The organism is Microbacterium sp. C23T (genome assembly GCF_053345975.1).
Genome location: NZ_JBKFBD010000028.1, coordinates 49,859 through 76,681 on the forward strand (window position 1 = coordinate 49,859; position 26,823 = coordinate 76,681).

Genomic DNA, 26,823 nt, shown 5'->3' on the forward strand with positions numbered 1-26,823 from the left:
CGGAGACGGATGCCGCGAGCCGAGGGGGTGTGCAATGGTCCAGGTCCGCGTGGCCGGTGTGGCCCTCGACGCGTCGGGGCAGCATGTACTGCTGCTGAAACCCGTCGACCAGATTCCCGGCGACGGGCTCGTGCTCCCGATCTGGATCGGCCAGCTCGAGGCGACGTCGATCCTGGTCGCCGTCGAGAACGCCGATGTGCCGAGGCCGCTCGCGCACGACCTGATGGGTCTCATCCTGACCGCGCTCGACGCGGTGGCGACGAAGGTCGAGGTCACCCGCATCGAGGACGGCACGTTCTACGCCGAGATCACGCTCTCGACCGCGCTCGGGGACCGCATCGTGGATGCCCGCCCGTCCGATGCCGTCGCGCTCGCCTCGCGCGTGGGTGCGCCGATCTGGGTCGCCGACGCGGTGCTCGCCGAGGCGGGCGTGCCCGACGTGCTCACCGAGACCGATGCCGCCGAGCGGCTCGACGAGTTCAAGCGGTTCCTCGACGACGTCGAGCCGGAGGACTTCGAGAGCTGAGCCGGATTCGCGCCGCCATGTATCTGGGGCGGTGGAGCCCGCTCTTTCGTGGGGTGGCCGCCGCGTGTGGCGCGGTCACGCGGACGGAGCCCGTCGTGATGCTCCGTCGCGCTCCCTCATCGAAAGGCATCTCCATGTCCCTCAACGACCTCGCCCTCGACGTGCCCCACGCCGCCGTGGCCGCCGCCGCGGCCGAGCTGCGGGCCACGCTCGGTGACCGCGCCCTGCTGCGCGGCGACGCCGGCTACGACGCCGCCCGGACGCCGTGGAATCTCGCCGTGGCGCAGCATCCGTTCGCCGTCGTGATCCCCGAGTCCGCGCAGGACGTCGTCGACGTCGTGCGCGCAGCGACGCTCTCGGGGCTGCGCATCGCGCCGCAGTCGACCGGCCACGGTGCGGGGGCACTCAGCGACACCGACCTCGCGCACACCGTGCTGGTGTCGCTGCGATCCCTGCGCGGCGTGACCGTCGACCCGGAGGCGCGCACGGCGCGCGTGCTCGGCGGCTCGCTCTGGAACGACGTGCTGGAGGCAGCCGCCCCGCACGGGCTGACGGCCCTGCACGGCAGCGCCGGCGACGTGTCGGTCGTCGGGTACTCGCTCAGCGGCGGGCTGTCGTTCTACGCCCGCGCGCACGGCCTCGCCGTGAACGCGGTGCGCGCCGCCGAGGTCGTGACGGCCGACGGCTCGCTGGTGCGCGCGACGGCCGACGAGCACCCCGACCTGTTCTGGGCGCTGCGCGGCGGATCAGGCTCGTTCGGTGTCGTCGTCGCGATCGAGATCGACCTGCTCCCGCTCGCCGACGTCTTCGCCGGCATGCTGCTGTGGGACGCGTCGCGCGCCTCGGAGGTCTCGCACGCGTGGGCGCAGTGGACGCAGTCCGCGCCCGAGTCCGCGACCACGACCCTGCGCATCCTCCACATCCCGCCGATGCCCGAGCTGCCGCCGTTCCTGTCGGGCCGTTCGGTGGTCGTGATCGACGGGGCGATCGAAGACACGGATGCCGCGGCATCCGCTCTGCTCCAACCGCTCCGTGCCCTGCAGCCCGAGGTCGACACGTTCGCCCGCATCCCCGCGCCCGCTCTCGTCGGCGTGCACATGGACCCGCCCGAGCCGTCGCCGTCGGTGACGTGGCACGCGGTGCTGGGAGAGCTGCCGGCACGTGCCGTCGACGCCTTCGTCGAGGCGGCTCAGACCCCGGGGATCTTCGTCCAGGAGCTGCGTCATCTCGGCGGCGCCGTGAATCGGCGGCCGGCGGGCGGCGGCGCGATCGCCTCGCTCGACGGCGAGTACCTCGTGCACTCGGTAGCGATGGTGCCCGCGCCCGAGGCCGCGGCCCCGGCGACAGCCGCGGTGCGGGCGGGCGTCGCCGCCATGATGGCCTGGCGGATCGATGCGCTCGCCCTGACCTTCGTCGACGCCCCCGGAGCGGACCGCTCGGTGGCGTTCGGCGCGGCGTGGGCGCGACTGCGTCAGCTCAAGCTCGACTACGACCCCGCGAACCTCTTCGCCGCCGCCCGGCCTGTCTGAGTCCGCGCGTTCCGTCGAGACCGGGATTTCTCGCCGAGACGAGGGGCGACGTCCCCGGTCTCGGCGAGAATCCCCGGGTCTCGGCGCTCGGCGTTCGGCGTTCGGCGCTCGGCGCTCGGCGTTCGGCGTTCGGCGGTGGATGTCGAGGCGGTGGGGCTCAGGCCGCGCCTGCGCGGACGGCTGCGGCGGCCTCGGCGGGGGAGCCCTTCCAGGGCGCGCCGTGACCGGGGAGCACCCACGAGGCCCGCAGCCCAGCGAGGTGTTCGAGCGACGTCAGCGCCTCGGCGGGATCGTCGGTGAACGGCGCCGGCTGGATGCCCTCGCGACCGGTGAGCACGTGGCGCGTCGTGAGCGCATCGCCCACGAACACCGCGTCGGCGAGGGGGATGTGCACCGCGATGCTGCCCGGCGAGTGGCCGGGCATGCCCACGATCACGGGTGAGCCCGGCAGATCCAGAACATCGCCGTCGTGCACCTCGACGACCTCCGACACGTAGGTGGTGGGCATCGCGCGCTTGCGCAAGGCGTAGGCGAAGAACCCGAGCGTCGCCCCGAGCTTCATCGGCCCGGTCGACACCTTCGGCTTCTCGCCCGTGCGGGCGCGCTCGGCGTCGGCCTCGTGCACGTACACGGGCACGCCGTGGTCGCGGCGCAGGCGCTCGGCGAAGCCGATGTGGTCGCTGTCGCCGTGGGTGAGCACGACGCCCTTCACGTCGGCGGGGGAGAGGCCGAGTCCCTCGAGTTCGCGCACGAGGTCCTTCCAGTGGCCGGGAAGCCCGGCGTCGACGACGGTGACGCCGTCGTCCGTCACGACGAGGTATGCGGCGACGATGTCGTTGCCGATGCGGTGCAGGTGGGGTGCGAGCTTCATAGGGGATCCTTCGCGGGAGCCGTCGGTGTCTCCGAACTTGGCATGGCTACGATACGTAGCTATCATGGCTACTGTCAATAGCCATCGAGGGAGGCTCGCATGCCGACGCCGGAACGCACGTCGTACGCCGAGATCGTCGCGGCGGGGCGCGACATCCTGGAGGAGTCCGGCCCCACGGGTCTGACGATGCAGAGCGTCGCGCAGCGCGTGGGGGTGCGGGCGCCGTCTCTGTACAAGCGCGTGCGGGACCGCGATGCCCTCCTGGAGGCTGTCGCCGCCGCCACCGTGGACGACCTGACCGGTCGGCTCGAGGCATCCGATCGCTCTCTGGAAGGCCTCGCCCGCGCCTACCGGACGCTCGCGCACGAGCGCCCCGAGGGGTTCCGGCTGATGTTCGCGGCCGCCGCTCCTCAGGAACTGCTCGACCGCGCGGGACTCACGATCGTCGACAGTGCGGCGGCCATCACCGGTGAGGACCACGCTCTCGACGCCGCCCGTCTCGTGACGGCGTGGGCGACGGGCTTCATCCACATGGAGCTCGCCGGCGCCTTCCGGCTCGGCGGCGACGTCGACGGCGCGTTCGACTACGGGCTCGCCGCCCTGCGCCGCGGCCTCGCCGCCTGAGCCGATCCCGTCAGGCGGTGCGGCCGGGGACGCGGTGGATCGTGAGGCTCGCAGGTCCTGTCATCTCGGACGACACGAGTTCGAGGTCGACGGCGTCGGGGAAGAGCCGGCGCCCGGCGTTCACCGCCGTCGGGAACGCGATGAGCCGGTACTCGTCGACGAGGTCGTGCTCGCGCAGGGCTTGAACGACGGATCCGCTGCCGATCACGACCACGTCGCGCGTCGTGACGGTCTCGGCGATCCACTCGGCGAGGGGTCCGTCGACGGCTCGCGAGTGGGTCCACCCGTCCTCGGGGAGTGCGTGGCTCGTCACCACCTCCTTGTCCGCCGCGTTCATCGCGCGCGCGAACGGGGTGTCGCGGCCGGGCCACAGCTCGGCGAAGTGGTTCCAGGTGCGGCGTCCGAACAGGAGCACCCCTGTGTCCAGCATGCTGCCGAGCCGGAACTTGTCTCCCGCGACGCCCTCTGGCCCATAGCGCATGGCCCATCCGCCGAACGGCGTGCCGCCGCTGCCGTCGGGGTCCTCGACCACGCCGTCGAGCGTGATGTACTGCACGACGATCACTCGTCCCATCGTCTCCTCCTCGTGAAGTGGGTTCACAAAGACATACGGATGGGATGCCGCGAACTCATCGCTCTGCGGAGAACTCCTTCTCGAAGAGGGCGAAGAGCCGCGGGTCCTGGTAGACGAGCACGTGCGCGATCGTGCCCGACTCATCCGCATCGAAGATCTGCACCGTGTGCGGTTCGCGCTCATCGGGAGTGAGCCGGTAGAGCAGGATCCCGGGCTGGCCGTTCGCCGAGATCGGCATCGTCGCCCAGTCCTCGCCGCGCCGCACGAAGAAGTCCGCCATGAAGTCGCGGTAGGTGTCCCGGCCGCGCGACCACGCGGGCACCGGCGGCATCTCGAAAACGAGGTCGTCGGCGACGAGGGCGGCAAGGGCGGCGACATCCGCTCGTTCGATCGCCCGGGCGTACTGCTCGACGGCGGTCGGGGCGAGGGTGTGTGGACGCCGGGTGCCGGTCGAGAGGGCCGCGCGGGCCCGCTGCAGAGCCGAGTTCGCGGAGGCGACGGACACCTCGAGGGCGTCCGCGGTCTCCGTGGCCGACAGCCCCACGAGGTCGCGCAGCACGAAGGCCCCGCGCTGGAGCGGGGAGAGCGACTGCAGCATGGCCGTGACGGCGAGGCGCACGTCGCTGCGACGCTCGGCGGCGGATTCGACCTCCGAGCCGGAGAGCCAGCCTGTCGGGGCGGGGATGAGCCACGGCACGTCGAAGGCGGGCACGAGCGGGGCGCCGATCTCGATCCCCGGCTCCTGCAGATCCCTCGGCAGTGGGCGCCGTGGAGCCTCGCGGAGCCGATCGAGGCAGACGTTGCGCGCGATGCGATACGCCCACGTCGTGACGCTCGCACGTGCGGGGTCGAAGGTGTCGCGGGCCCGCCAGATCCGTTCCATCGCGTCCTGGACGGCGTCCTCCGCCTCGAACGGCGAGCCGAGCATCTGATAGCAGAACGGCAGGAGCCGTCGACGGATACCCGACAGCTCGACCTCGTCGAACGCAGCCACACGGCGAGCATAGGGTCGGTCCCTGCACGACACTCGGAGCCTGTCGTGCGGCCACCGGCGGCGGTCGGGCGTCGATAGAATTCGGTCCATGAAAGGCGCGGCCCAGCGCGGACTCACGATCCTCGCCGACCCGACCCGTGCCCGCATCCTTCGCCTGATCCGTGACGCGGACGGCGGGCACGCCCTGGTCGGAAAGCTCGCCGATGCGCTCGGCCTCCGGCAGCCCACCGTGAGCCACCACATGAAGGCGCTCCTGTCCGAAGGCGTCGTCGTGCGGGAGCGCGACGGACGACGTGTCTGGTACTCCATCGCGCCGGATCAGATCGATCGGGTGAACGCGCTCATCGGCGACGGCGACGGCGAGGTGGCGCCGGCGGCGCCCGATCTCGCACGGATCGTCGACGATCTCGCTCTCCGATTCCGCGGCACCTTCAGTCCTGAGACGGTGCGTGCCAGCGTCGAGAGCAGCTACGACCTCCTGGCCACCGGCTCGGGTTCGCCGCTCCTCGCCTCGCGCACCGCCGCCTTCGCGGCGACGCGGCTCGAAGCGCTCAGCCGAGCCCAGGGTGATCTGCCCGCCCGACCCGAGGTGCTGTTCGTCTGCGTGCAGAACTCCGGGCGCTCCCAGCTCGCCGCGGGAATCCTCCGGCACCTCGCGGGCGATCGCGTCGGGGTGCGCAGCGCCGGCTCGGCGCCGGGCCCGGAAGTGCGCACGTCGGTCGTCCAGGCGCTCGACGAGATCGGCGTCTCCGTCGGCGGGGAGTTCCCGAAGCCGCTCACCGATGACGTCGTCCGCGCGGCAGACGTCGTCGTGACGATGGGGTGCGGCGACTCCTGCCCCGTCTTCCCCGGCAGGCGGTATCTCGACTGGCCGCTCGAGGACCCCGTGGGCAAGCCGATGGACACGGTTCGCAGCATCCGTGACGACATCGAAAGCCGTGTGCGCGCGCTGCTGGACGAGATCCTCGCGTACTGACCCCTGGTGCGCCGTCAGCTCCTGATGGTGCGGATGGTCGCCCCCGCGACGAGGAACAGCACGGCGGCGACCGGCTGCGCGGCCGTCCAGACGGGCCCGTCGAAGGCGAAGGGGAAGATCGGGTTCCAGAGCACGGCGATCGCCGCGAACACCGGGATCCACCACCAGTGCCGTGCCTGGAACGCGAACCACGCGACGATCACGGCAAGGATCGCGACGACGAACCGGATGATCAGGAACCACTCGCCGCCGATGAGCAAGGGCGCCAGGAACAGGGCGATCGCCGCGATCAGACTGGGCGCGAAGGCGTTGCGCTGATACGTCGAGGCGGTCCGGTCCTTGTTCGTCATGCTCCGACTCTCTCACCGCTCAGCGTCCGGTGAAGAATCGGGCGCATACCGGGTCTCGCTCCGCGCGCGGATGCGGCAGGCTGCTGCCCCGGGACGCACTCAGAGGCGCGAGGGCCGCGTTTCTCCGGCTATTGGTCGTCGGACGCCCGGGACGCCCGGCGGCGTTCGAGGCGCCAGTGGATCTCGTGCGTCTCGGGGTGGCGCCATTCGTGCATCCGGTACTCGAAGCCCGGCAGGAGCACGATCGGGATCGGATCCGGGGATGCGGGAGCGACGGCGCCGACCACGATCTTGGCGTCGGTCGGGATGAACGGCGACTGCGCGGGAACGGGTGCGGTGATGATCTCGACGGGGTCTCCGTAGGGGCGCGCCATGCGGGCACCTTAGCACGGCCAGGGAACACGCTGAGAGTTACCTTGAGGCATCTATACACGAGCCATAGAGCAGTCATAGAGTCTCCATAGAAGACGAAGCGCTCGTCGTGTCGAGGCCCACCCGAAGGCCTCGTTCCTCGCCAGTGTGTGGGGCTGGTGAGCCGGCAGCGCTACCCGCCGTCTTCTAGCCGGTGCTGGTTTGGGGGCGTACTCGTTACGCGGGGGAACCCGGCCCACAGCACTGCGGCGGCTCGCCCCTGGATGCCCGGCGTCCAGGGGCGGGTCGGCCCGGCTCTTGTGCGACGAAAGGAACTCCCATGTGCGACCCGGCGCCCGCCACCGCGAAGGCCGGCTGGTACCCCACTCGCGTGCACGGGAGCGAGCGCTACTGGGACGGAGTCCGGTGGACGGAGATGTTCCGCCAGGCTCAGGCCGGTGTGCCGCGACCGATCGGTGAGAGCGTCACTTCCGAAGCCTCCACCTGAGCGTCGTCGCGGGGGCCGTCGGCGGGATGGTGAGCGGATAGCACGACCGTCGATCGGGCACAATCCCTGCGCGTGAGTCGGCGTCGGTCCGTACCGTCGGCCTCATGGCCACAACGACGAAGAACTCCACCACGTCCGCCACCCGCAACAAGCGGCGCGCTCCCCGCGGCGCCCAGCTCACCAAGGAGCAGAACGCCGAGAGCGGGTTCACCGCCTCCGCCACGCTGAGCGACAACCTTCAGAAGGTGCTCGTCGATCTCATCGAGCTCGCCTCTCAGGGCAAGCAGGCCCACTGGAATGTCGTGGGCAAGAACTTCCGTGACACGCACCGCCAGCTGGACGAGATCATCGAGTCGGCTCGCGAGTTCGGTGATGCCGTCGCCGAGCGGATGCGGGCGCTCCACGCGCTTCCCGACGGTCGCAGCGACACCGTCGCGGAGACCACCAGCCTCCCCGAGTTCCCTCAGGGCGAGATCGCCACCACCGACGTGATCGACCTCGTCACGGAACGGCTCGAGAACACGGTCGCCACCTGTCGGGACGTGCACGACGCGGTCGACGAGGAGGACCCGACCAGCGCGGATCTGCTGCATCAGATCCTCGAGAAGCTCGAGCAGTACGCCTGGATGGTCAGCGCGGAGAATCGAGTGCCGAAGCAGGGCTGAGCCCGAGCGCGAGAAACGGGGTGCAGCCTTGCGGCTGCACCCCGTTTCCGTCACGGCGGGGGGATGGCGACCATCCGATCGCCCGTCCGGTCAGCGGTAGAGGTCGCCGTAGTAGGTGTCGAGCCGGCCACGGTACGCGTCATCCTGACCCGTCGTGGACTGGTCCCACTCCGGAGAGTTCTTGATCTGGTCCTTGGTCAGATCGACGTACACCTTCTCGTCTTCATCGTCGACACGCTCGACCGTCCCGGCCGGAAGGATCACCTTCCGCCCGAAGATCCACGGTCCGGTGTCCACGACGAGCCGGCTGCTGCCGGCATCATTGCTCGCCTCGTCGATCTTTCCGATGTCGCCATCCGTGGCGTGCACGTGGTAGCCCACCAGGTCGCGGGAACCGGCCCCGCGGTCGACCGACTGACGGTAGTCCCAGGCGTCCCAATTCGTGGACATGAGTGCTCCTTGTCTTCATGCGAGGGATGGATTCGGAAGTCGACCCGGGTGGTCGCTCCGATGTCCACGCTAGGAAGTGCTCCGGAAATCGGGGACCCCCTGGCGCATCCCGCGTAGGAGGCGTAATGGCATCGAAGAGACCGTACGGAATCTTCACGAATGTCGTCGGCCGCTGACACCATGATCAGAACAAATGTTCGATCGGAGGCGGCATGCGGGGTGAGGCGACCGTGCTGCACGCGGACCTGGACGCCTTCTACGCCTCGGTCGAGCAGCGCGATGCTCCGGCACTGCGCGGCCGGCCTGTCATCGTCGGCTGCGGCGTCGTGCTGGCGGCCAGCTACGAGGCGAAGGCTCGCGGGGTGCGTACGGCGATGGGGGGCCGTCAGGCGCGCGACCTCTGCCCGGATGCGGTGGTGGTGCCGCCGCGGATGGACGCGTACTCGGCGGCCAGCAAAGCGGTCTTCGCGATCTTCCGGGACACGACGCCGCTCGTCGAAGGGCTCTCCATCGATGAGGCGTTCCTCGAGGTCGGCGGCCTCCGGCGCATCTCGGGCACGCCGGAGCAGGTCGCCGTGCGTCTGCGAGAGCGGGTTCGTCAGGAGGTCGGGCTGCCCATCTCCGTCGGGATCGCCCGCACCAAGTTCCTCGCCAAGGTCGCCAGCGCCGTCAGCAAGCCCGACGGGCTGCTGGTGGTCGAGCCTGAGCGGGAGCAGGAGTTCCTGCTCCCGCTGCCGGTGGAGCGACTCTGGGGCGTGGGTGCCGTGACCGCCGAGAAGCTGCACCGGCTCGGCATCAATACCGTCGGACAGCTGGCCGAGCTCGAGGCCGCGACCGCGGAGAGGCTGCTGGGAAGAGCGGCCGGCGCGCACCTGCACGCACTCGCCCGGCTGCGGGATCCGCGTCCCGTCGACACCACACGTCGCCGCGGCTCCATCGGCTCGCAGCGTGCCCTCGGCACCCGTCCGCGAGCGCCCGAAGAGCTGGAGGTCATCCTCACGCAGATCGTCGATCGGCTGGCCCGTCGCCTGCGCGACGGTGACCGCGTCTGCCGCACGGTGGTGCTGCGGCTCCGCTACGGCGATTACGCGAAAGCCACCCGCTCCCGCTCGTTCCGCTCGCCCACCGACCGCACCGCGCTGATCCTCGCCGTCGCGCAAGGACTGCTCGCCGCAGCGCAGCCCGAGATCGCGGAACGCGGCATCACCCTCATCGGCGTCTCGCTGTCGCAGCTCGGCCGCGTCGACAGCGTCCCTCCGGAGCTTCCGATCGACTGGGACGACGGCGTGCGCCTCGACACGGTGCTCGACGCGGTCCGTGATCGCTTCGGCGCGGCCTCGGTGTCGCGCGCGGCCCACCTCGGCCGTGATCCGGGCTGGTCGACGCCACTGCTCCCGGAGCACGAATGAACCGGTCAGCGCGCCCGAGTCCACCGCCAGCTCGGTCGAGTCCAGACAGCCGTCAAGCAGCTCTGCTCCGTCGTGGGCGCGACCGATCGGACGGCCGACGCCGGACACTGAACGCGGCCAACATCAGCACACCCTGGTTCGCCGCACCGTTCGCGACCGCCGCAACGATGAGGCCAAGGCGTTCGGCCGTCGAGACGAGCTGGTAGCGGAGTCTCAGCGTCGCGAGGTCGCTGCCCGGCGGTCGCTCTCACCCCGTCGGTTCGGCCATGGGATCCGGCAGGTACGCGGAGATGCCGATCGAGAAGGTTGCCGGGAACTCGATCCCGGCAGGGTCGATGGACGGAGTGCTCATTCCGTGCTCCATTCCTCATCCTGTTGCTCACCAGCCGAGCGAGCGGCTGTGAAGGAGCGGGACCTCGTTCGAAGCCCGACCGAGGCCCCGCTCCAGCTGCCGCCCACCCTGAGTCAAGAGTCCCGAACTCTTGTCTCGGGCGAAGACGCCGCGGCCGCCGCAACCCTCTCACCACGTCGGCGCGCGCGACCAAGCCGGTCCCAGTGCCTCAGGCGGCCTGCGAGATCCACGCCGGTGCATTCAGCCTGGGATTTCTCAACGCCTCCGCGAGCGTGAGGTCCCAGATCCCGCGGATTCAGCAGAGCGCCGCTTGCCGCGTCAGCCGACGCGACGACGGCGACGTCGCCTCGCAGGAACCCGAAAGCAGTCCAGGAACTTCACCCGAAAGGACGAACGGCGACGCCCGGGGCTGCGTGGTGACCGGCCGGCTCGGCTACGCCGGGCAAGTAGGGTCGTGGCGTGATCGCTCCTGCACCCGCCGCTGCCGCGTCGCTCGACGTGAGTTCTCCGGCGGGACCGGTCGGAGCGGGTGAGGCGGCGGACAGGATCCTGGGTTCGCGGCGGTCCGCTGTGATCCTCGCGCTCACGGTCTTCGTGACGACGATGATCCAGATCCTTGTGCAACCCCTTGCGGCGCTCATCCAGGGCGGGGTGGAGTGGACGCTCATCTTCTCTCCGGCGGTGCTGCTGTCGCTGCTCGTGCTCGGGTGCGCTGTCCAGGCGGCCTCGTTCCTGTTGAGCGACCGATCGCCCGAGACCACGGTCCTGATCGTCACGGTCGTCTACATCGCGCTCATGGCCGGGTTGGCGGTGCCGACGTGGCTGATCGGCATGTACCTCGTGATCGCGTTGGCGTTGTTCCTGCTCGCCACGCGGAGGCCGCTCGTCGTCTCGATCGTGTGGCTGGCGGGTGTGGTGGTGGTCACTGTCGGTGCGATGCTCCTCTGGATCTTCACGACGGGGTTGGCACCGACCATCGCGGTCGGCTTCGTGACGGCCGAAGCGGTGCGGATCGCGGCCCCCGCGATCGCCGGGACCGCGCTCGGTGCGTGGTGGGGTGTGCAGACTCGTCGGGTGGCCCGCGCGCGCACGGAGGCGGAGACCGCGAAGCGGGAGCACGACAAGCGTGTCGAGGAAGCGGAGCAGCGGGAGCGTGCGCGGATCGCGCAGGAGCTGCATGACGTCGCGGGCCAGCACCTCGCCGGACTGATCACCCTGGCCGACGCGGCGTTGGCGATCGCTCCCGAACGACCCGGCGACGCGTTGCACCTCGTCGAGGAGGTCCGCAATGAGGGCCGCTTCGCTGCCGCGAGCCTCGCGGGAGCACTCACCGACCTGCGCGCCGTCGGAACGGAGCCGCGGGAGATGACCCGCGACCTGCGGCAGGCGGGCGAGCTGTTCGAGTATTGGCGGAGACGCGGGATGAACATCCGACTCGCGGCGACGGGGCCCGTCGAGGATCTCCCCACCGTCGTCTCCACGACCGCGTACCGGTGCACGCAGGAAGCGATCACCAACGCGGCCAAGCATGCGCCCGGCGCCGAGGTCGACGTGGAGATCACGGTCGGGTCTGACCGCGTCGGGGTGCTGATCGCCAACGGGTCCGCACCGTCGGGGACTCAGCCGATCTCCGGCCTCGGCCTGGGCTGGGGGATCAGCGGGATCCGCGAACGGATCGACCTGCTGCGAGGCACACTCGTGTTCGGAGCGACACCCGAGGGCGGCTGGATGGTGCGGTTCGGCATCCCCGTCGCCACCACTGACTGAAAGCGCGACCATGACCGACGGCCACACCTCGATCCGCGTGCTCATCGCCGACGACAACCGCTCGGTGCGTAAGGGGCTGCGCCTGCAGCTCGAGGCCGCGCGCGGCATCCGGGTCCTCGGCGAGGTCTCCAACGGAGCAGACGCGGTCACGGTCGCGCGCCGGGAACGCGTCGACGTGGTTCTTATGGACCTTCAGATGCCGGGGATGAGCGGGGTCGAGGCCACGCGAGAGCTCACGCGGTCGACCACCCAGCCGCCTGTCGCGGTCATCGTGATGACCAGCTACGCGATGGACGCCTACGTGACGGATGCGCTGGACGCCGGAGCGATCGGGTACCTCCTCAAGAGCCACGACTCCGACCAGCTGCTGACGGCGATTCACGCCGCGATGCGCGGGGAAGCACTCATCTCCCATCGCGTGACCACGCCGGTGGTTCGCGAGTTCGCACGCCGCGGCGCGGCCGACCCCGAGATGGTGGCTCGCCTCTCGGCCGCCGAGCGACGCGTGGTCGCCGTGCTCTCCAGCGGCACCACCAGCAACGAGCAGATCGCCGAACGCCTTCGCGTGTCCGTGCACACCGTGCGGTCGCAGATGCAGTCCGCATTGAAGAAGCTCGACATGGATGACCGCACCCAACTCGCCCTGTGGGGCGCCCGCAACCATCTGGACCGAGGCGCCGACTCACTCATTTGAGTGAACTTTCTCGAGCGAGGAAGTGTCGGCGGGGCTCCCCCCTGCTCGCTTGAGGACGGCGATGGGCGCCGCTCGGCGATCACGGGGCCTGACCAGGCCGCCGCAGGTGGCGCGATCCGACGACCGGCGATGCAGGTGCATGCCTCGTCGCGGCAGGCCACGTGCCGGCCAGTACGGTGGCCACATGCAGTGTCGCCCAGCCCTGGCAGTCGGTTCATTGTTCCTCGCCTTCGCCATGACCAGCTGTGCCACTCCCGGGCCCGGCTCGGGGGTCGCCACGCCGGAGGCGATGAGCGAGGCCACCGAGACGCCGGAGCCCACCGCCCCTTCGGGCGGCGAGGTCGCTGAGGCGCGCGCGCAGGCCCAGGCCTGGCTGGACGCGGCCACCCTCCCGCCGGGTGCGGTCCTCTCCGACGTGCCGATCGGCGGCTTCAGCTCCTACACGGGATGGCCGTGCGGCCCGGTGGAGGAGCTGGAAGCGTTCTGGACGATTCCGGGCGCGACCGTCGCCGACACCGCCAACTGGTTGAGGGAGCACCCCACCGGGGACCTCATCACGACGGCATTCGCCCCGATGACGTATGACCCCGCGATCGATTCCACGACGGTCGGCTACATCCCCGCCGCGGATTCGCAGGAAGGGATCGTCTACACGATCGAGAGGAAGGGCGATGGCGTCGCGGTGAGAGCCGAGATCGCGGCTCAGACCGCGTCCGCCGTCTGCCCGCCCCTCCCTGACGGTGCGATGTACGGAGCACCGGGACAGGGATAGGCCGTTCGGCAGCGGCCGCAGCTGCGGTCGGTGCGGCAGCTTCGTTCCCTGCCTGACCAGCCCATTCACGCGGGCGCGGGTTCGCGGGTCAGCGATCAGAGGAGAAGGAATGCGTCGTGGCCTGATCGGCGGCTCTGCACTCGCCGCACTGTGGTTCGTGTTCGGCTGGGCGCCCTTCCTGCTCCAAAGTGCGGGCGGAAGTCTGGCCACCCCGGCGCAGGCGATCCCGTCGCCGATGGGCTACGGCATGTTCGGCCTGCCAGTCCTGTGGGCCGTCATCCTCCACGTGCTGATAGCGGCTGTTCTGGTCGCCGCGTACGCGCTGCTGGCCGCATGGCTCGCTCCCGGCGGGCGTTTCGCATTCGCCTCAAGCTGGCTGGCCGCGATCCTCAGCGCGTTCCTGATCGGTGCGAGCCTGGACCTCGGGAACTTCGTCGTCTGGATCGGACGGTTCGGGATCCGCGGCGCGCTCGGCACGATGGGCGCGACGCCTCTCACCGTGTGGTGGGCTGCGCTCGTCGGTTGGATCCCGGCTCTGGTGGCGATGAGCGTGCGCAGCACGAAGAGCGCCGAGACGGGCGCCGTGGTTGTTCAGCGCTCCCAGGCATCGAAGGCCCGCGTTGCAGCGATCCTGGTCGGCGCGGTTGCGTTGATCGCTCTGCCGTTCGTCGCGCAGGCCGGCCACGCTGTCGTGCAGGAGCAGCTTCGGCAGGAGCAGGCTCACGCGCAGGCCGTCGCCGACCCTGACGGGGCGGCACCGGCCGATCCCGCCGCAGCCGGCGATCCCGTCCCCACCGCTGCCCCGAGCAGCTGAGGCGCCGCGCGACTCCGAGAGGGTCGCGTGCCGTGGTCCCGAGGAAGAACTGTGGCGGAGGATGGGGGATTCGAACCCCCGAGGGCTTGCACCCAACACGCTTTCCAAGCGTGCGCCATAGGCCACTAGGCGAATCCTCCAGGAGGCCCCGGAGGGCCGCCGACCATCCTACCCTGCTCCGCTACCGTGCCCGAACCGGGGCGGTCCCCGCGTACACGCTGCCCGGTCGGATCACGAGCGAACGCGGCGCCAGCAGCGCGAGAATGCGGCGCGAAGGCGGCACGGATGCGAGCAGAGATGCACGAACGGATGCTGCGGCATCGGCTGCCGCGTCACCCATCCAGTACGAGCGGGTGCCGGCGCGCGAGTAGCTGGCGCGTTCGATCGCGAGCAGGACCGTGTTCATCTCGGATGCGGCGACCCCGTGTTCGGCGACGAGCCTGCCGGCGAACGCGCGTGGCGTCTCGCTGGCGGGCACGGGGATGCCGACGTCGATCGCGGCCTCCTGGACCGACTGCCACGCGGCCGCCGCGTCGCCGTTCCGGGAGGCGGCATCCTGCTGCCGGCGGCGCAGTTCGCGGATGAGGAAGGGGAGCGCCAGGAGCACGATCATGGCCGCGACGACGCCGAGGATCGGCAGCGGATCAAGCGCGTCCTGCGACGTGCTGTCCGACGCGTTCTGACGCTGCTCCTCCAGATCGATCTGCGCCTGGTCGCCGCGCGCCGTGGGGGTGGGGTTCGTCTCTGGAGTCGCGGCATCGGGGTCGGCGGTCTGGCCAGGAATCGTGAGCTCCGACGAGAAGGTCGTGGGGACCCCGAGGCCGGAGGTGGGCTCGAACGGGATCCAGCCGATGCCGTCGAAGTACACCTCGGGCCAGGCGTGGAGCTGCGAGCTCGACACCGAGAAGACCGGCTGCTCGTCGATGGTGTCGGTGGTCGGAGTGCCCGGCAGGTAGCCGACGACGATGCGCGACGGCATGTGGAGCGTGCGCGCCATGAGCGCGAACGCCGATGCGAAGTGGATGCAGTAGCCCTCGCGGACCTCCAGGAACCGCGCCACCGCCTCTGCGCCACTGCCGTCGAAACCGTCCTCGACGGGCGACTCGAGCGAATAGCGGAAGTCGGTGCCCCGGAACCAGCGCTGCAGCGCGGTGAGCCGGTCGTAGTCGGTGGTGGCATCGGCGGTCATCTGCACGGCGAGCTCGCCGATGATCGGCGGGATGTCGTCGGGCAGCTGCGTCGTCTCGTCGCGCACCTGCGAACCGACCGACACCGCGGCCCGCACCTGTTCGAGAGACGGTCGGGGGACGTCGTACGCCACCTCGTACGACTGGCCCTGCGTCGAACCGCCGGTCGTGGCCACCGTGTGGTTGTAGGGGACCGCGCCCCACATGCCCCCGCCGAGCCCGGTGATCCCCACCGCGGGGTAGGGAACCGGCGCCCACTGGGAATCCAGGTTCACGATGTCGATCTTCGCGGTGTACTCGCCGATGCGGATGTCGTCGCCGGAGTCCACGACCCCGAACGCTCGCTCGCTCTGCAGCGACACCGTCTGCGAGCGATCGGGCTCCCATACACCGCCGTCGAAGCGGGAGAGGGTCGTCGCACGCAGATAGGGCACGGACGGCGCGTTCGTGCGAACCCGGATGACCTCGACCTCCTGGGGGCGGCGCAGGTCGTCGCCGAGCTGCAGTGTCGCGTCGATCCCCGGTCCGGGTCCGAGACCCGACCCGGCCCGCGCGCCGGGCTGTGGCAGCACCGGCGTCGCCACGACGGCCACGACGATCGCGATCGCGCCGATGCCGAGTGCCGTCGCGGGGACGCCGGCGGTGCGCTCCGCCTCGCGCTCGACCGGCTTCTCGCGCGAACGCGTCTCGGAGCGCAGGAGGAACAGGATCGTGACCGCGAGGAACACGAATCCGATGACGTCGACCTTGCTCGGCGCGGCGATCGCCGGGATGAGCGACACCGCGACGATGCCGACGGAGGCGAGCAGCGGCATCCGCGCGGTCACCACGACGTGATCGACGATGATCGTGAGGAGTCCCATCGACCCCACCACGACGAACGCCAGCGACAGCGTCGGCTCGAGCGGCGCCGCGCCGATCGCGATCTCCTCCATCGCGGCCTGCACCAGCATCGGCACGGCACGGAAGGTGTCGAGCGTCGGGATCACCCACAGCAGGGCGGTGTCGCGAAGGAAGATCAGCGTCATGAACACGACCCACACCGCGACCTCGATGAGGGTCACCGCGACCGCGGGGAGGCGGTAGAGGCGGGAGGTGTATCCGGCGGCGAGCACCAAGGCCGACAGTGCGAGGGCCGCGACCAGCCACCACCCGGGCTCGATGACCCGGACGACCGGCAGCAGCGCCGCGAGCAGCGCCGCGAGGATCGCGAACGTCAGGAGCCGCTCACCGCCGCGTGCACGCACAGGGCGCCCTGTCTCAGCCGAAGACATGGTGCACCCCCCGTCCGATCGCGTTCGCCCACGCGTGACCCAGGCCGCGGTCGGGACCGATCGCCGCCACGTGCCAGCCGTGATCCGCGGCGATGTCGAGCGCGTCGCCGATCGGCGACGCGGACAGCAGGAGGGGGAGCGTGCTGTGGTGCGAGACCGGGCCGATGGCCACCGAGTCGGCCGGGTCGAGCCGCCCCACGATGAGCACGATCGGACCCGTCGACGCGCCCGCGAACAGCCGCGACAGGCGCGGGAGGGTGTCGTCGCGATGGGCGGTGATCGTGGCGAAGTGGACGAGCATCGCGTCGACCTCGGTCATGTCCCCGCCGTCGATCCGGTCGACGAGCACCGTTCCCTCCGTGTCGAGCACCTCGACGGCGTAGCCGTCGTGCACGAGGCGCGCGACCGCGGAGACGCACGCCGAGACGCCGGCTTCGAAGCCGGGGTCGGCGCCGGGAGCGCGCAGGGCCTCGGGAGACCAGCGCAGCGCGGCGCGGTCGATCACGACCGTGGCCTCGGGTGTGGACTCCTGCTCCTCCTGGCGCACCATGAGCTCGTCGCGGTGGGCGGTCGCCCGCCAGTGGATCCGCCGCATCGAGTCGCCCGGGGCGTAGGGCCGCGCGACGAGGTTGTCGGCGCCCTGGCCGAGCTGGTCGGTCGTCGTGTGCAGCATCCCGCCGGTGGCGCCGGCGTAATCCACGAGCGGCGGCAGCTCGACGATCGCCGGCGCCACGGTGACCGGCGTGCGCTGGCTGAACACGACCGTGCGCCGTGCGAGCCCGAACGGATCCGACGACCGCACGGTGAGCGGTCCGAGCGAGTGGACTCCGCGCCGCGCGCCGGTGACGGCGTACACCAGGTCGATGCTGCGCGCGCCGCCGCGCTCGCCGCCGCGCAGGCCCGAGCCGAGTGCGGGAAAGGCGCCCTCGGCTTTGCCGCGCAGCCCCTTGGGCAGGGCATCGCGCCAGGTTCCCGGTGCGGTGGGCAGCGCCGTGCGCACCTCGACGCGCACCGACACGCGCGCGTCGCCTCCGACCGGGACGACGTCCGGGGTGAGCGCCCGGGTGACCGCGTCGGAGCGGCGCCCGACGTACAGCGACGCGATGCTCGCGATGACGACCGCCAGCAGCAGGATGCCGAAGTACATCAGCTCGACGATGCTCGCCTCGTTCGCCACGATGAAGCACGCGATCGCGAGGACCAGTGCTCCGGTGCCCCGGACGGTCAGCGGCCACACGCTTCTCATCGGTCTCTCACTGACGTGCGGCGATCGGCACCCGCACGCTCGCGGCGATGCGCTCGAGGATCGTCGCGATCGCATCTGCGGCGCTCGACCCCCGGGCACCGCCCGCAGCGCGGGTCGGGATGAGTCGGTGTGCGAACACGGGGGCGAGAAGCGCCGTGATGTCGTCGGGGATGACGAAGGCGCGCCCGTCGAGCGCGGCCCACACCTTGGCCGCGCGCACCAGCTGCAGCGTCGCGCGGGGGCTGGCGCCCAGGCGCAGATCGCTGTGCGTGCGGGTCGCCTGCGCGAGGGCAACGGCGTAGTCCTCGATCGCGGGTGCGACGTGCACCGCCCGCGCCCACGCGACGAGGCTTGCGACCTCCTCGGCCGAGACGGCCGGCGTGAGCTCGTCGAGTGGGTTGACCGTGTCGCGCTGGCGCAGCATGAGGGCCTCCGACCGCGGGTCGGGGTAGCCCATCGAGATGCGCATCATGAAACGGTCGCGCTGCGCCTCGGGGAGGGCGTAGGTGCCCTCCATCTCGAGCGGGTTCTGCGTCGCGACGACGAGGAACGGCTCGGGCACGAAGTGCGTGCGCCCGTCGACGGTGACCTGGCGCTCCTCCATGGCCTCCAGGAGAGCGGACTGCGTCTTGGGGGAGGAGCGGTTGATCTCGTCGGCGATGACGATGTTCGCGAAGATCGCGCCCGGCTTGAACTCGAACTCGCGGTCGACCGGGTTGAACACGCTCACGCCGGTGACGTCGCCGGGCAGCAGATCGGGCGTGAACTGGATGCGGCGGACCGTGGCATCCACACTGGTCGCGAGCGCGCGCGCGAGCATGGTCTTGCCGACGCCTGGTACGTCCTCGATGAGGAGGTGCCCCTCGGCGAGGAAGCACACCAGGGCGCTGCGCACCGCGTCCGGCTTGCCGTCGATGACGCTGCCGACCGCATCGAGGATCGCGTCGGTGACGCGGGCGAACCCCTCGGCCGTCGCGGCCCCGAGCGCACCCGAGCCTTTCGATGCAGCATCCGTCATCGCGGTATCGACCATCGCCGGCTCCTGTTCCGCCCTCGAACGAGCGGGTCGCGGGTGGGGTGCGGGCTCCCTCACCCACGGGACCGATCCTAATCGCGCCGATATCGGATCGGTATCGATCGCGCTGGGAGAACCCTGGACGCCCCCGCGGGCGACGCGAGCGGTCCGGCTGCGCCCGTCGGTCGGGTTAGACTGGACCCAGCTCTCCGCGAGGCGGCATCCAGGCCAACTCCCCCAGGACGGAAACGTAGCAAGGGTAACCAGGCTCTGCCGGGTTCGCGGAGAGTCTTAATTTTCCCGGGCGAAGGGGCCCTCCAGCACCGACCACTGCAGCAGCATGATGGTCTTCGCATCCTGGATCCGCCCGTCGCGGACCATCGCGAGCGCCTCCTCGATGCCGAGGTCGAGCAGCTCGATGTGCTCGCCCTCCTCCGCCAGGCCGCCGCGCTCGCCGACCCCTGCCGTGCCGTCGTACGGCGCCGCGAAGAAGTGCAGCCGCTCGGTGACCGATCCGGGGCTCATGTAGACATCCCACACGTGCTCGAGCTCGCCGATGTCGACACCGGTCTCCTCGACGGCCTCGCGCCGGATCGCGGTGGCGGGATCGTCCTCATCGAGGAGTCCTGCGGCCGTCTCGATCAGCATGCCGTCGGGGTGGTCGTTGACGTAGACGGGGTAGCGGAACTGTCGCGTCAGCAGCACGGTGCGCCGGGCCGGGTCGTAGAGCAGCACCGTCGCGCCGTTGCCGCGGTCGTACGTCTCGCGCTGCTGGGTCTCCCAGCGGCCGGACGGCCCGCGGTACTCCAGCGTGGTGCGCCGCAGCACGTGCCATGCCGATGCGAGCACCTCGACGTCGGTCACGCGCACATCCCGGTTGCGGTCGAGCTCACGCCCCGTCCGGTCGAGGCCGGTCCGGCCGCGGTGATCGGGGACGTCGATTCCGGGACGAGGTTCGTGCATGCCGTCGAGGGTATCCGCGGGCGGCCGCCGACGCGGCCCCGCGGCGGGGTGCTGCATTTGATCCGGTGGCACGCCTGGCCGCAGCATCCGTCCCGCCCATAGGCTGGTCGCGTGGCGCAGAGCATCTACATCACGTCGGCAGAAGGCCACTCGGGGAAGTCAACGGTCGCGCTCGGGGTGCTCGATGCGCTGAGCCACGCGACGCCGCGGGTGGGGGTGTTCCGGGCGATCGCCCGGTCGACCGTCGAGCGAGACTACGTGCTCGAGATGCTGCTCGACCACGACGGCGTCGATCTTCCGTACGACGACTGCATCGGCGTCACTTACGACGACGTGCGGCATGATCCGGATGCTGCGCTCGCGACGATCGTCGAGCGCTACAAGGCCGTCGAGGCCCAGTGCGACGCGGTCGTCATCGTCGGCAGCGACTACACCGATGTGGGGAGCCCCGCCGAGCTCGCCTACAACGCTCGCATCGCGGCGAACCTCGGGGCTCCGGTGCTGCTGGTGCTCGGCGGCCGCTCGGCGCAGAACCAGACGCAGCCCGAGCAGCTCGGCTCATCACTCGCGCGCACGCCTGCCGAAATGGGGCAGATCGCCGACCTCGCGCTCGCCGAGCTCGCCCACGGCCGCGCGAAGCTGTTCGCCGTCGTCGCCAACCGCGCCGACGCGGAGCGCGCCGACGAGACCCTCGACGCCATCCGCCGCTCGATCCATGCGCATCACGGCGCCGCGCCCGCCGCGCCCGTGCCGGTCTGGGCGATCCCGGAGGACCGGTTCCTGGTGGCGCCGTCGATCCGCGGCATCATGCGCTCGGTCGACGGCGAGATGCTCGCCGGCGATGCCGGCCGCCTCACCCGCGAGGCCCTCGCTGTGGTGGTCGCGGGCATGTCGATGGTGAACGTGCTGCCGCGCCTGCTGGAGGGCGCCGTCGTCATCATCCCCGCGGACCGCTCCGAGGTGCTGCTGGCGACCCTGCTCGCGAACGCGTCGGGCACCTTCCCCTCGATCTCGGGCATCGTGCTCAACGGCGGCTTCGAGCTGCCCGAGCCCGTCACGCGCCTGATCGACGGGCTCGGCTCGAGCGTGCCGATCATCACGACCGAGCTCGGCACCTACGAGACCGCCGTGCGCATCATGGGCACCCGTGGTCGCCTCGCCGCCGACTCGCAGCGCCGGTACGACACGGCGCTCGCCCTCTTCGAGCAGAGCGTCGACACCGACGAGCTCCTCGTCGCCTTCGGCCTGGCGCGTGCCACGGTCGTCACTCCGCTCATGTTCGAGTTCCAGCTCATCGAGCGGGCGCGCGCACAGCGCAAGCGCATCGTGCTCCCCGAGGGCGACGACGACCGCGTGCTGCGCGCCGCGGCGACGGTGCTCAAGCGTGGCATCGCGGACCTCGTGATCCTGGGCGAGCCGTTCGAGGTGCGCGCCCGCGCGATCGAGCTGGGCATCGACATCCAGGGCGCCGAGGTGCTCTCGCCGCTGGACGCCGTCCACGTGCACAAGTTCGCCGAGGAGTACGCGCGCCTGCGCGCGCACAAGGGCGTCACCGTGGGGCAGGCGGCCGACACCGTCACGGACGTCTCGTACTTCGGCACGATGATGGTGCACCTCGGGCTCGCCGACGGCATGGTGTCGGGCGCCGCCCACACGACGGCGCACACGATCCGCCCCGCGTTCGAGATCATCAAGACCAAGCCCGGCGTCTCGGTCGTCTCGAGCGTCTTCCTCATGGCGCTGGCCGACCGCGTGCTGGTATACGGCGACTGCGCCGTCATCCCCGACCCGACGAGCGAGCAGCTCGCCGACATCGCCATCTCGTCGGCGGCGACCGCCTCCCAGTTCGGGATCGACCCGCGCGTGGCGATGCTGTCGTACTCGACGGGGGAGTCCGGATCGGGTGCCGACGTCGAGAAGGTGAGGGATGCCACGGCCCTCGTCCGCTCGCGAGCCCCGGAGCTCCTCGTGGAAGGGCCGATCCAGTACGACGCGGCGGCCGATGCCGCGGTGGCGGCCGCGAAGATGCCGGGGTCGGCGGTCGCGGGACGCGCGACGGTCTTCGTCTTCCCCGACCTCAATACCGGCAACAACACGTACAAGGCGGTGCAGCGCTCGGCGGGCGCCGTCGCGATCGGGCCGGTGCTGCAGGGCCTCAACAAGCCGATCAACGACCTGTCGCGCGGCGCGCTGGTCGACGACATCGTCAACACGATCGCGATCACCGCGATCCAGGCGCAGGAGGCCGGTCGCTGAGACAGCGACCGGGAGAGGAGGGAAACGCGCCATGACCCCGGTGCTCGTCATCAACAGCGGCTCGTCGTCGTTCAAGTACCAGCTCCTCGACATGGACACCGAGCGCACGCTCGCATCCGGACTCGTCGAGCGCATCGGCGACCCGATCGGCGTCGCGCGCCACACGGTGTACGCGACGCCGACCGACGGCCCCTCGCCGGCCTTCCTCGACGCCACGCGCACCCGCGAGCTTCCGATCCCGGACCACACCGCCGGGTTCGGCGTGATGCTCGATGCGTTCGCGTCGGACGGCCCGCTCGCCGAGACGCCGCCCGTGGCCGTGGGCCATCGCGTCGTGCACGGCGGCGCGCGCTTCTTCGAGCCGACGCTCATCACGCCGCTCGTCGAGATCAACATCGATGAGCTGTCGGTGCTCGCGCCCCTGCACAACCCCGCGAACCTCGCCGGCATCGTCGCCGCCCGTGCGGCCTTCCCCGACGTGCCGCACGTGGCCGTCTTCGACACCGCCTTCCACCAGACGTTGGCTCCCGCGGCCTACACCTACGCGATCGACGCCGAGGTCGCGGCATCCCATCGCATCCGCCGCTACGGATTCCACGGCACGTCGCACAAGTTCGTCAGCGAAGCGGCGGCGGCGTTCCTCGGGCGACCGCTGGGCGAGCTCAAGCAGATCGTGTTCCACCTCGGCAACGGCGCGTCGGTCACCGCGATCGACGGCGGCCGCTCCGTGGACACGTCGATGGGGTTCACCCCGCTCGAAGGGCTCGTCATGGGCACCCGCTCGGGCGACATCGACCCGGCCGTGCTGTTCCAGCTCGAGCGGCGCGCGGGCATGACCGTCGACGACCTCGACGACCTGCTCAACAAGCGCAGTGGCCTGCTCGGACTCGCGGGCTCCAACGATCTGCGCGACATCCGCGCGGCGATCGAACGCGGGGAGGAGCGCGCGATCCTGGCGTTCGAGGTGTACGTGCACCGGCTGCGCGCCTACGCGGGCGCCTACCTCGCGCAGCTCGGCGGCGCCGATGTGATCTCGTTCACCGCGGGCGTGGGCGAGAACGCCCCGGCCGTGCGCGCGGGTGCCCTCGAGACCCTCGGTTTCGCGGGTGTCGAGATCGATCCCGAGCGCAACGAGAGCCGTGAACGCGGCATCCGGATCATCTCGACGGATGCCTCGGCCGTGACCGTCCTCGTCGTCCCGACCGACGAGGAGCTCGAGATCGCGCGGCAGACCCTGAGCGTCGCCCGGACTTAACCGACACGGGGTGTCGACCGGACACGCGCCCGCATTACGCTTGCTGGACGGCGCGACGCAGTGCCGAAGCATCCGTACCCGCTTCCGGAGGTTCTGTGGCTGACGACGCCCTGCCCGATCTGACCGCTTACGACGCCGTGCTGTTCGATCTGGACGGCGTCCTCACGCCCACAGCCGAAGTGCACATGCACGCGTGGCAGACGATGTTCGAGGAGCTCTTCGCGGCGTGGGCCATCACCCCGCCCTACACGGAGCGCGATTACTTCGACCACCTCGACGGCAAGAAGCGCTACGACGGCGTCGCGAGCCTGCTGCGCTCGCGCGACGTCGAGGTGCCCTGGGGCCACCCGTCCGACCCGGTGACCGCCGACACGGTGTGCGGAATCGGCAACCGCAAGAACGCGGTCTTCGAGCGCGTGCTCCGCGCCGAGGGCATCGCCCCGTACCCGGGGTCGATGCGCCTCCTCGACGTCCTCGCAGAAGCGGGCACGCCCGTCGCGGTGGTGTCGAGCTCCAAGAACGCGGAGGAGGTGCTGGCGGCAGCCGGCATCCGTGATCGCTTCACTGTCGTGATGGACGGCGTCATCGCCGAACGCGACCACCTCGCCTCCAAGCCCGCACCGGACGTGTTCGTCGAAGCGGCACGGATGCTGCAGGTCGAGCCTGCACGGAGTGCCGCGGTCGAAGACGCCATCAGCGGCGTCCGCTCCGCCGCGGCCGGCGGCTTCGGGCTCGTGGTGGGCGTCGACCGGGGCGTCGGCGTGCAGGACCTCGTCGACGCCGGTGCGCACGTCGTGGTGAAGGATCTGGAGGAGTTCGCACGATGATCGATCGCGATCGGTTCCCCGTCGACCCGTGGCGTCTCGTCGAGACGTCGTTCGAGCTCGACGACGCCGGCGTCACCGAGACGCTGTTCGCCGTGGGCAACGGATACCTGGGCCTGCGCGGCAATCAGCCCGAGGGGCGTCACGCGCACGAGCACGGCACGTTCATCAACGGGTTCCACGAGACGTTCCCGATCCGGCACGCCGAGCAGGCGTACGGCTTCGCCGAGGTCGGGCAGACGATCATCAACGCCCCCGACGCGAAGGTCATGCGCGTCTACGTCGACGATGAGCCGCTGTCGCTGGACGTCGCGGACGTGCGCGAGTACGAGCGGTCGCTCGACATGCGCGACGGCGTGCTGCGCCGGCACATCCTGTGGGTGACGCCGTCGGGCAAGGAGGTGCGGATCGAGTTCGAGCGGCTGGTGTCGTTCGAGGAGAAGCACCTCGCGGTCATGACGGTCGACGTCACCGTGCTCAACGCCGACGCGCCGGTCACCGTGAGCTGCCAGATCCTCAACCGGCAGGACGGCGAGGACGTCTACGGCGGCACGCCGCTGGCGCCGCGCCGGGCCGGGTTCGACCCGCGCAAGACCGAGAAGCTCGAGGAGCGCGTCCTGCAGCCGCAGGAGTACTGGCAGGACAAGCTGCGCTCGGCCCTGTCGTACCGCGTCACCGACTCGGGGATGACGATCGCGGTCGTCGCCGACCACCTCGTCGAGACGGCGAACGAATACACCTCGCGCACGCTCATCGAGCCTGACATCGCGAAGAACGTCTTCCGTGTGAACGCGAAGGCCGGCGTGCCGATCCGCGTCACGAAGCTCGTGAGCTACCACACCTCTCGAGGCGTGCCCGCGCGCGAGCTCGTCGACCGCTGCCGCCGCACCCTCGACCGCGCCCTCGGCGAGAGCATCGACGCGATCCGCGCGCAGCAGCGCGAGTGGCTCGACGCGTTCTGGGAGCGCTCGGACGTGCGCATAGGCGGCCACGACGACCTGCAGCAGGCGACCCGCTGGTGCCTGTTCCAGCTCGCGCAGGCGTCGGCGCGTGCCGACGGACAGGGCGTGCCGGCGAAGGGCATGACGGGCTCGGGGTACTCCGGACACTACTTCTGGGACACCGAGATCTACGTGCTCCCGTTCCTCGCGTACACGACGCCGTTGTGGGCGCGCAACGCGCTGCGGATGCGGTACCTTATGCTGCCCGCCGCGCGGCGCCGGGCGTTCCAGCTCAACGAGGCCGGCGCGCTGTTCCCGTGGCGCACGATCAACGGCGAAGAGGCATCCGCCTACTACGCCGCCGGCACCGCGCAGTACCACATCAACGCCGACGTCAGCTTCGCGCTCGCGAAGTACGTGCGGGCGACCGGCGACAACGACTTCCTCTTCCGCGAGGGCGTCGACATCGCCGTCGAGACGGCGCGGCTGTGGGCGACCCTCGGCTTCTGGCGTTCGAACGACGGCGTGGTCGACGGCGAGGGCGACACATTCCACATCCACGGCGTCACCGGGCCCGACGAGTACACCACCGTCGTCAACGACAACCTGTTCACGAACGTCATGGCGCGGTTCAACCTCCGCTTCGCCGCTCGCACCATCCGCGAGATGGCGGAGGCCGACGGCGAGGTCTACCGCCAGATGGTCGACCGCCTCGCCCTCGAGCCCGGTGAGCCCGAGGCGTGGGAGCGGGCGGCCGAAGCCATGCACATCCCGTTCAGCCCGAGCCTCGGCATCCATCCGCAGGATCATGTGTTCCTCGAGCGCGAGATCTGGGACCTCGAGAACACCCCGCCCGACAAGCGGCCCCTGCTCCTGCACTTCCACCCGCTGGTGATCTACCGGTACCAGGTGCTCAAGCAGGCCGACGTCGTGCTCGCGCTGTTCCTGCAGGGCAACCACTTCTCCGACGAGGACAAGCTCGCCGACTTCGAGTACTACGACCCGCTGACCACGGGCGACTCGACGCTGTCGGCCGTCGTGCAGGCGATCCTCGCCGCCGAGGTCGGCTACCAGGACCTCGCGCTCGAGTACTTCCGGCAGTCGATCTTCGTCGACCTCGGCGACCTGCACCACAACGCCGCGGACGGCGTGCACGTCGCCTCGGCCGGCGGCGTCTGGACCGCACTCGTCGCCGGATTCGGCGGCATGCGCGACCACTTCGGCGAGCTGTCGTTCAATCCGCGGCTTCCCGCATCATGGCCGTCGCTCGAGTTCGTGCTGCACTGGCACGGCACGCGCCTGGTCGTCACCGTCACCCGCGACGAGCTGCGTGTGCGTGCCACCGAGGGCGACCCGGTCGGCTTCAGCGTGCGGGGCGTGGGCTACGTCGTCGGCGCGGGCGAAGAAGTCGTCGCGCCGCTCGACGGGCAGGGCCCGGTGATCCCGGGGCGTCCGTCGCTGCGCGAGCTCGGCGACGCCCGCCGCGAGGACGGTTCGCTGCTGTCGGCCTCGGTGCCCACCGTCACCTCGACGATCCCGATCATCGTCGGCGCCGCCGACGTCGAGCACGGCGCCGACGTCTAGAAGCCCGCTCGTGGGGGGGGGGGGGGGGGGGGGGGCGGGGGGGGGGGCCGCG

At 70.7% G+C, this 26,823-nt stretch carries 25 protein-coding genes, 1 tRNA gene and 1 other RNA gene; 16 read left to right on the top strand and 11 right to left on the bottom strand.

From position 1 onward, the window contains the following. Positions 1-34: 34 nt before the first annotated feature. Positions 35-526: a bifunctional nuclease family protein gene (locus ACLBXX_RS15685; RefSeq protein WP_387138789.1), complete on the top strand. Its 492-nt coding sequence runs from the start codon at positions 35-37 to the stop codon at positions 524-526. 134 nt (positions 527-660) lie between these two features. Further along, positions 661-2,055, top strand: a complete 1,395-nt coding sequence (locus ACLBXX_RS15690) for an FAD-binding oxidoreductase (protein ID WP_447658796.1) — start codon at positions 661-663, stop codon at positions 2,053-2,055. A gap of 157 nt (positions 2,056-2,212) precedes the next feature. On the opposite strand, the gene ACLBXX_RS15695 is transcribed toward ACLBXX_RS15690, so the two are convergent. Beyond that, on the bottom strand, positions 2,213-2,926 hold the full coding sequence (locus ACLBXX_RS15695; protein WP_447658797.1) for an MBL fold metallo-hydrolase: 714 nt from the start codon (positions 2,924-2,926) through the stop codon (positions 2,213-2,215). A gap of 99 nt (positions 2,927-3,025) precedes the next feature. Here ACLBXX_RS15695 and ACLBXX_RS15700 point away from each other — a divergent pair, with 99 nt between their 5' ends. After that, a complete protein-coding gene (locus ACLBXX_RS15700; RefSeq protein ID WP_447658798.1) occupies positions 3,026-3,550 on the top strand; it encodes a TetR/AcrR family transcriptional regulator in 525 nt (174 codons plus the stop codon). Between the two features lie 10 nt (positions 3,551-3,560). Here ACLBXX_RS15700 and ACLBXX_RS15705 read toward each other — a convergent pair whose 3' ends face one another. After that, a complete protein-coding gene (locus ACLBXX_RS15705; protein WP_447658799.1) occupies positions 3,561-4,124 on the bottom strand; it encodes a dihydrofolate reductase family protein in 564 nt (187 codons plus the stop codon). Positions 4,125-4,179: 55 nt separating this feature from the next. Beyond that, positions 4,180-5,118, bottom strand: coding sequence for an RNA polymerase subunit sigma-70 (locus tag ACLBXX_RS15710; protein ID WP_447658800.1), 939 nt, complete (start codon positions 5,116-5,118; stop codon positions 4,180-4,182). Between the two features lie 88 nt (positions 5,119-5,206). Between ACLBXX_RS15710 and ACLBXX_RS15715 the strand changes: the two genes are divergently transcribed. Continuing rightward, a complete protein-coding gene (locus tag ACLBXX_RS15715) occupies positions 5,207-6,094 on the top strand; it encodes a metalloregulator ArsR/SmtB family transcription factor (protein ID WP_447658801.1) in 888 nt (295 codons plus the stop codon). Positions 6,095-6,108: 14 nt separating this feature from the next. Here ACLBXX_RS15715 and ACLBXX_RS15720 read toward each other — a convergent pair whose 3' ends face one another. Together ACLBXX_RS15720 and ACLBXX_RS15725 are read right to left on the bottom strand one after the other, a co-directional pair. Beyond that, entirely contained in the window at positions 6,109-6,444 is a 336-nt protein-coding gene (locus ACLBXX_RS15720) for a DUF6804 family protein (RefSeq protein ID WP_447658802.1), read from the bottom strand. 128 nt (positions 6,445-6,572) lie between these two features. After that, positions 6,573-6,818, bottom strand: a complete 246-nt coding sequence (locus ACLBXX_RS15725) for a hypothetical protein (protein WP_387138764.1) — start codon at positions 6,816-6,818, stop codon at positions 6,573-6,575. Between the two features lie 317 nt (positions 6,819-7,135). On the opposite strand from ACLBXX_RS15725, the gene ACLBXX_RS15730 reads away from it, so the two are divergent. Beyond that, positions 7,136-7,303 (top strand): DUF2510 domain-containing protein, encoded by a 168-nt coding sequence (locus tag ACLBXX_RS15730; RefSeq protein ID WP_447658803.1) that lies wholly within the window; start codon positions 7,136-7,138, stop codon positions 7,301-7,303. A gap of 104 nt (positions 7,304-7,407) precedes the next feature. Then, positions 7,408-7,968, top strand: a complete 561-nt coding sequence (locus tag ACLBXX_RS15735) for a Dps family protein (RefSeq protein WP_387138758.1) — start codon at positions 7,408-7,410, stop codon at positions 7,966-7,968. Between the two features lie 90 nt (positions 7,969-8,058). On the opposite strand, the gene ACLBXX_RS15740 is transcribed toward ACLBXX_RS15735, so the two are convergent. Further along, positions 8,059-8,418 carry a PRC-barrel domain-containing protein gene (locus ACLBXX_RS15740; RefSeq protein WP_387138755.1) on the bottom strand — a complete coding sequence of 120 codons (360 nt, stop codon included), beginning with the start codon at positions 8,416-8,418 and terminating at the stop codon, positions 8,059-8,061. A gap of 212 nt (positions 8,419-8,630) precedes the next feature. Between ACLBXX_RS15740 and dinB the strand changes: the two genes are divergently transcribed. From dinB to ACLBXX_RS15765, 5 genes are all read left to right on the top strand, one after another. Beyond that, on the top strand, positions 8,631-9,827 hold the full coding sequence (gene dinB / locus ACLBXX_RS15745) for a DNA polymerase IV (RefSeq protein ID WP_447658804.1): 1,197 nt from the start codon (positions 8,631-8,633) through the stop codon (positions 9,825-9,827). Positions 9,828-10,638: 811 nt separating this feature from the next. Beyond that, on the top strand, positions 10,639-11,946 hold the full coding sequence (locus tag ACLBXX_RS15750; protein WP_447658805.1) for a histidine kinase: 1,308 nt from the start codon (positions 10,639-10,641) through the stop codon (positions 11,944-11,946). Positions 11,947-11,956: 10 nt separating this feature from the next. Then, the gene (locus ACLBXX_RS15755; RefSeq protein ID WP_447658806.1) at positions 11,957-12,640 is read left to right on the top strand and encodes a response regulator transcription factor; all 684 of its coding nucleotides are present in this window, start codon (positions 11,957-11,959) and stop codon (positions 12,638-12,640) included. 235 nt (positions 12,641-12,875) lie between these two features. Beyond that, positions 12,876-13,412 carry a hypothetical protein gene (locus ACLBXX_RS15760; protein WP_447658807.1) on the top strand — a complete coding sequence of 179 codons (537 nt, stop codon included), beginning with the start codon at positions 12,876-12,878 and terminating at the stop codon, positions 13,410-13,412. 109 nt (positions 13,413-13,521) lie between these two features. Next, positions 13,522-14,226 carry a hypothetical protein gene (locus ACLBXX_RS15765; protein WP_447658808.1) on the top strand — a complete coding sequence of 235 codons (705 nt, stop codon included), beginning with the start codon at positions 13,522-13,524 and terminating at the stop codon, positions 14,224-14,226. A 52-nt stretch (positions 14,227-14,278) separates the two neighbouring features. Here ACLBXX_RS15765 and ACLBXX_RS15770 read toward each other — a convergent pair. From ACLBXX_RS15770 to ACLBXX_RS15785, 4 genes are all read right to left on the bottom strand, one after another. Beyond that, positions 14,279-14,366 (bottom strand) — tRNA-Ser (locus tag ACLBXX_RS15770). Positions 14,367-14,407: 41 nt separating this feature from the next. After that, the gene (locus tag ACLBXX_RS15775) at positions 14,408-16,660 is read right to left on the bottom strand and encodes a transglutaminase TgpA family protein (protein WP_447658809.1); all 2,253 of its coding nucleotides are present in this window, start codon (positions 16,658-16,660) and stop codon (positions 14,408-14,410) included. Between the two features lie 13 nt (positions 16,661-16,673). Then, positions 16,674-17,933, bottom strand: coding sequence for a DUF58 domain-containing protein (locus ACLBXX_RS15780; RefSeq protein ID WP_447658810.1), 1,260 nt, complete (start codon positions 17,931-17,933; stop codon positions 16,674-16,676). A gap of 7 nt (positions 17,934-17,940) precedes the next feature. Further along, positions 17,941-18,966, bottom strand: a complete 1,026-nt coding sequence (locus tag ACLBXX_RS15785; RefSeq protein WP_447658811.1) for an AAA family ATPase — start codon at positions 18,964-18,966, stop codon at positions 17,941-17,943. Between the two features lie 182 nt (positions 18,967-19,148). On the opposite strand from ACLBXX_RS15785, the gene ffs reads away from it, so the two are divergent. Continuing rightward, positions 19,149-19,245: signal recognition particle sRNA small type (ffs, locus tag ACLBXX_RS15790), an RNA gene on the top strand. Here ffs and ACLBXX_RS15795 read toward each other — a convergent pair. Then, positions 19,240-19,911 (bottom strand): NUDIX domain-containing protein, encoded by a 672-nt coding sequence (locus tag ACLBXX_RS15795; RefSeq protein ID WP_387148058.1) that lies wholly within the window; start codon positions 19,909-19,911, stop codon positions 19,240-19,242. The two genes, ffs and ACLBXX_RS15795, sit on opposite strands and share 6 nt — an antisense overlap. 111 nt (positions 19,912-20,022) lie before the next feature. Between ACLBXX_RS15795 and pta the strand changes: the two genes are divergently transcribed. The 4 genes from pta (at position 20,023) to ACLBXX_RS15815 (ending at position 26,771) form a co-directional block, all read left to right on the top strand. Next, the gene (gene pta / locus ACLBXX_RS15800; RefSeq protein ID WP_447658812.1) at positions 20,023-22,167 is read left to right on the top strand and encodes a phosphate acetyltransferase; all 2,145 of its coding nucleotides are present in this window, start codon (positions 20,023-20,025) and stop codon (positions 22,165-22,167) included. Positions 22,168-22,198: 31 nt separating this feature from the next. Continuing rightward, positions 22,199-23,422, top strand: coding sequence for an acetate kinase (locus ACLBXX_RS15805; protein WP_447658813.1), 1,224 nt, complete (start codon positions 22,199-22,201; stop codon positions 23,420-23,422). A gap of 95 nt (positions 23,423-23,517) precedes the next feature. Next, the gene (locus ACLBXX_RS15810) at positions 23,518-24,249 is read left to right on the top strand and encodes an HAD family hydrolase (protein ID WP_447658814.1); all 732 of its coding nucleotides are present in this window, start codon (positions 23,518-23,520) and stop codon (positions 24,247-24,249) included. Continuing rightward, positions 24,246-26,771 carry a glycoside hydrolase family 65 protein gene (locus ACLBXX_RS15815; protein WP_447658815.1) on the top strand — a complete coding sequence of 842 codons (2,526 nt, stop codon included), beginning with the start codon at positions 24,246-24,248 and terminating at the stop codon, positions 26,769-26,771. The genes ACLBXX_RS15810 and ACLBXX_RS15815 overlap by 4 nt, the downstream gene beginning before the upstream one ends. The last annotated feature ends 52 nt before the right edge of the window (positions 26,772-26,823 follow it).

Excerpts from the sequence above, each read along its gene's own strand:
- ACLBXX_RS15765 (WP_447658808.1), top strand. The coding sequence starts at position 13,522 with ATGCGTCGTGGCCTGATCGGCGGCTCTGCACTCGCCGCACTGTGGTTC.
- ACLBXX_RS15715 (WP_447658801.1), top strand. The coding sequence starts at position 5,207 with ATGAAAGGCGCGGCCCAGCGCGGACTCACGATCCTCGCCGACCCGACC.
- ACLBXX_RS15795 (WP_387148058.1), bottom strand. The coding sequence starts at position 19,911 with ATGCACGAACCTCGTCCCGGAATCGACGTCCCCGATCACCGCGGCCGG.
- ACLBXX_RS15705 (WP_447658799.1), bottom strand. The coding sequence starts at position 4,124 with ATGGGACGAGTGATCGTCGTGCAGTACATCACGCTCGACGGCGTGGTC.
- ACLBXX_RS15780 (WP_447658810.1), bottom strand. The coding sequence starts at position 17,933 with ATGAGAAGCGTGTGGCCGCTGACCGTCCGGGGCACCGGAGCACTGGTC.
- ACLBXX_RS15785 (WP_447658811.1), bottom strand. The coding sequence starts at position 18,966 with ATGGTCGATACCGCGATGACGGATGCTGCATCGAAAGGCTCGGGTGCG.
- ACLBXX_RS15695 (WP_447658797.1), bottom strand. The coding sequence starts at position 2,926 with ATGAAGCTCGCACCCCACCTGCACCGCATCGGCAACGACATCGTCGCC.
- ACLBXX_RS15760 (WP_447658807.1), top strand. The coding sequence starts at position 12,876 with ATGACCAGCTGTGCCACTCCCGGGCCCGGCTCGGGGGTCGCCACGCCG.
- ACLBXX_RS15805 (WP_447658813.1), top strand. The coding sequence starts at position 22,199 with ATGACCCCGGTGCTCGTCATCAACAGCGGCTCGTCGTCGTTCAAGTAC.
- ACLBXX_RS15690 (WP_447658796.1), top strand. The coding sequence starts at position 661 with ATGTCCCTCAACGACCTCGCCCTCGACGTGCCCCACGCCGCCGTGGCC.
- dinB (WP_447658804.1), top strand. The coding sequence starts at position 8,631 with ATGCGGGGTGAGGCGACCGTGCTGCACGCGGACCTGGACGCCTTCTAC.
- ACLBXX_RS15815 (WP_447658815.1), top strand. The coding sequence starts at position 24,246 with ATGATCGATCGCGATCGGTTCCCCGTCGACCCGTGGCGTCTCGTCGAG.
- ACLBXX_RS15685 (WP_387138789.1), top strand. The coding sequence starts at position 35 with ATGGTCCAGGTCCGCGTGGCCGGTGTGGCCCTCGACGCGTCGGGGCAG.
- ACLBXX_RS15735 (WP_387138758.1), top strand. The coding sequence starts at position 7,408 with ATGGCCACAACGACGAAGAACTCCACCACGTCCGCCACCCGCAACAAG.
- ACLBXX_RS15700 (WP_447658798.1), top strand. The coding sequence starts at position 3,026 with ATGCCGACGCCGGAACGCACGTCGTACGCCGAGATCGTCGCGGCGGGG.
- ACLBXX_RS15720 (WP_447658802.1), bottom strand. The coding sequence starts at position 6,444 with ATGACGAACAAGGACCGGACCGCCTCGACGTATCAGCGCAACGCCTTC.
- ACLBXX_RS15725 (WP_387138764.1), bottom strand. The coding sequence starts at position 6,818 with ATGGCGCGCCCCTACGGAGACCCCGTCGAGATCATCACCGCACCCGTT.
- ACLBXX_RS15755 (WP_447658806.1), top strand. The coding sequence starts at position 11,957 with ATGACCGACGGCCACACCTCGATCCGCGTGCTCATCGCCGACGACAAC.
- ACLBXX_RS15730 (WP_447658803.1), top strand. The coding sequence starts at position 7,136 with ATGTGCGACCCGGCGCCCGCCACCGCGAAGGCCGGCTGGTACCCCACT.
- ACLBXX_RS15740 (WP_387138755.1), bottom strand. The coding sequence starts at position 8,418 with ATGTCCACGAATTGGGACGCCTGGGACTACCGTCAGTCGGTCGACCGC.